The 2,038-nt window shown below is 67.8% G+C and carries 3 protein-coding genes; all 3 read right to left on the reverse strand.

What is annotated here, in order from left to right:
* Positions 1-111 precede the first annotated feature (111 nt).
* From GUY59_RS46840 to GUY59_RS48145, 3 genes are read right to left on the reverse strand one after another with little or no spacing between them, the layout of a single operon-like run.
* Positions 112-546 carry a class I SAM-dependent methyltransferase gene (locus GUY59_RS46840; RefSeq protein ID WP_138208825.1) on the reverse strand — a complete coding sequence of 145 codons (435 nt, stop codon included), beginning with the start codon at positions 544-546 and terminating at the stop codon, positions 112-114.
* Between the two features lie 45 nt (positions 547-591).
* Positions 592-1,791, reverse strand: a complete 1,200-nt coding sequence (locus tag GUY59_RS46845) for an ISL3 family transposase (protein WP_201762178.1) — start codon at positions 1,789-1,791, stop codon at positions 592-594.
* On the reverse strand, positions 1,755-1,916 hold the full coding sequence (locus tag GUY59_RS48145) for a hypothetical protein (protein WP_201762179.1): 162 nt from the start codon (positions 1,914-1,916) through the stop codon (positions 1,755-1,757). The genes GUY59_RS46845 and GUY59_RS48145 overlap by 37 nt, the downstream gene beginning before the upstream one ends.
* Positions 1,917-2,038 lie beyond the last annotated feature (122 nt).

Below are 2,038 nucleotides of genomic sequence, written 5' to 3' on the forward strand. Positions count from 1 at the left end.
GGCTCTTCGAAGTCAGTCGGGGTTGGGCCATCCACGGCTTCTCGGAGTCAACCGCGCACCGGTCTTCCGACCTCGATTGGGGACGAAACCCCATGCAGCCGATCCGTCGGCTCAAGTCCGCGGGATGAGCAGTTCACGAAGCGGATCGCCACCGTCGATGAAAAGCCGGGCCTCTGCCGTGGTCGCTGCGGCGATGCGCTGGAGCACCCGCTGACCAACCTCGGGATGTCGCCCGTCGAGGGCTCCAACGCGAACGGCGAACACGATGTCGTACGGCTCTTCGTGAGCCTGCAGGACGAAGTCTTCGCCCGCGACCTGGCGGACGCTCATGCGGCCGGACGTGATTTCGTCTATCGCGGCGGCTTCTGCCTGGGCGATGGCGGCAGCGGATCTGTCGATGGCCAGCATGTGGCCGGTGGTGAGTCGGGCTGCGACCGCTCGTGCGGCGGCCCCGGGCCCGCACCCGATTTCGAGGACACGCGAGTGCGGCTGAAGGGGAAGCGCATTCACGACCGCAGCGAGGCGGGGTGACAGACGTGTCGGCATGAGCGGAAGACTAAATGACGGCCGGCCTGTGCGGGTTCTTCGAATTCAGGCTCGGTTGAGGTGTCCGCGTCCGCGTCGGGTGGTGGCACAGCGGGTGCGCAGACGCTGGTTTTCGGGGTTGCGGAAGCCGTAGGCGTCGCGTGCGGTGGTCTTGATGACGCGGTTGGTGCCTTCCGAGCCGGCGTTGGTGATGCCGGTGCGGGTAAAGGCGAGGATTTCCGGCCACCAGGTGTCGATTGTGGTGGCCAGGCGTTCAAGTTCGGGCAGGCCGGAGGCGGCGCAGCGGTCGTAGAAGCGAAACAGCCGATCGGCGATGACGCTCCGGTCGGGGTGGGTGCGGGCCAAGGCGAGCAGATCCAGCAGGTCTTCCTTGGCGTTCCACGCGGCCAGGATCGGCCTGCCCAGCCGCACGGGCAGAGCTGGCAGGTCATCGACCATCGGATCCAGTTGGGAGCCGTGCATCCGGGCCGCGGAGCGAGTGAGCCGGTTGCGCAGCTCCCACTCGCGGTTGCCCTTGCGGCCGCGCCGCCCACGGATCTGCACAGTGACGCGGCGGCGGACCTCCGTGAGCGCCTGGTTGGCCAGTTGCACGACGTGGAAGTGGTCGACCACCAGCGTGGCGTGCGGCAACACGGCGCGTACGGCGGACTTGAAGATGGTGCACATATCGATCGCGACGAAGGCCACCTGCCGCCGCCAAGAGGCGTCACGTTCGTTAAGCCAGCCGGTGACAGCGGCGATGGTGCGGCCCTCTACCTGACCGAGCAGACCCTGCTCACCGGACAGGTCCACGAAGCCGGTATGCCAGCGATCCACCGCCGTCGTCCAGGTGCCGGTGGCCTCCTCCAGCACCCAGCGAGCACGGCCCCGGCGGACCTCGTCGATACCCAGCACGGTGACCGTTTCGGGCTGGGCGGGCAGCACCCGGCGGGCATGCTCGGTGAACGCCGCTGACACGATCGGCCAGGACACCCCGTGATCCCGCGCCGACTGGATCACCGTTCGCCCGCCATCTCCCACGGCGGCACCAGTGGCCTGGCGTAATCGCACCGTCAGCCGCGACCGCGCGGGGATCTGCGGCACCTGCTCGGTGAACGTCTGACGCGGGCAGGACGCCTGATCACAGCACCAGCGACGCTTACGCCGGCGCAACCCACACCGCCGGCCTGCCACCGGTAGATCCCGCGGCCGGGTGGTCACCCATTCCTTCATCCGGACCGCGGCAACCCGCACTGCGGGCAGCATCTGGCCCGCTCATCCGCGGTGGCCAGGTGCACCACCGGCCCCTCCTGCGATCCCTCACCTGCGGCGACGACCTTCGTGACGGCCACCCCGTCCAGACCGAGCAGCAGCGTCGTATCGTTGACCATGCTCGTGGCTTCTCTATGTGATCTTCTTGCCTCGACAACAAGAAGAATCACCGGGAGTCACGAGCCCTCTCAAGCCCTCTGCGCCCGGCGAGACCTCAAACCCCGATCAAGTTCGAAGAGCC

Source organism: Nonomuraea sp. K271 (assembly GCF_009908215.1).
In the GTDB taxonomy this organism is placed as follows: Bacteria; Actinomycetota; Actinomycetes; order Streptosporangiales; family Streptosporangiaceae; genus Nonomuraea; species Nonomuraea longispora.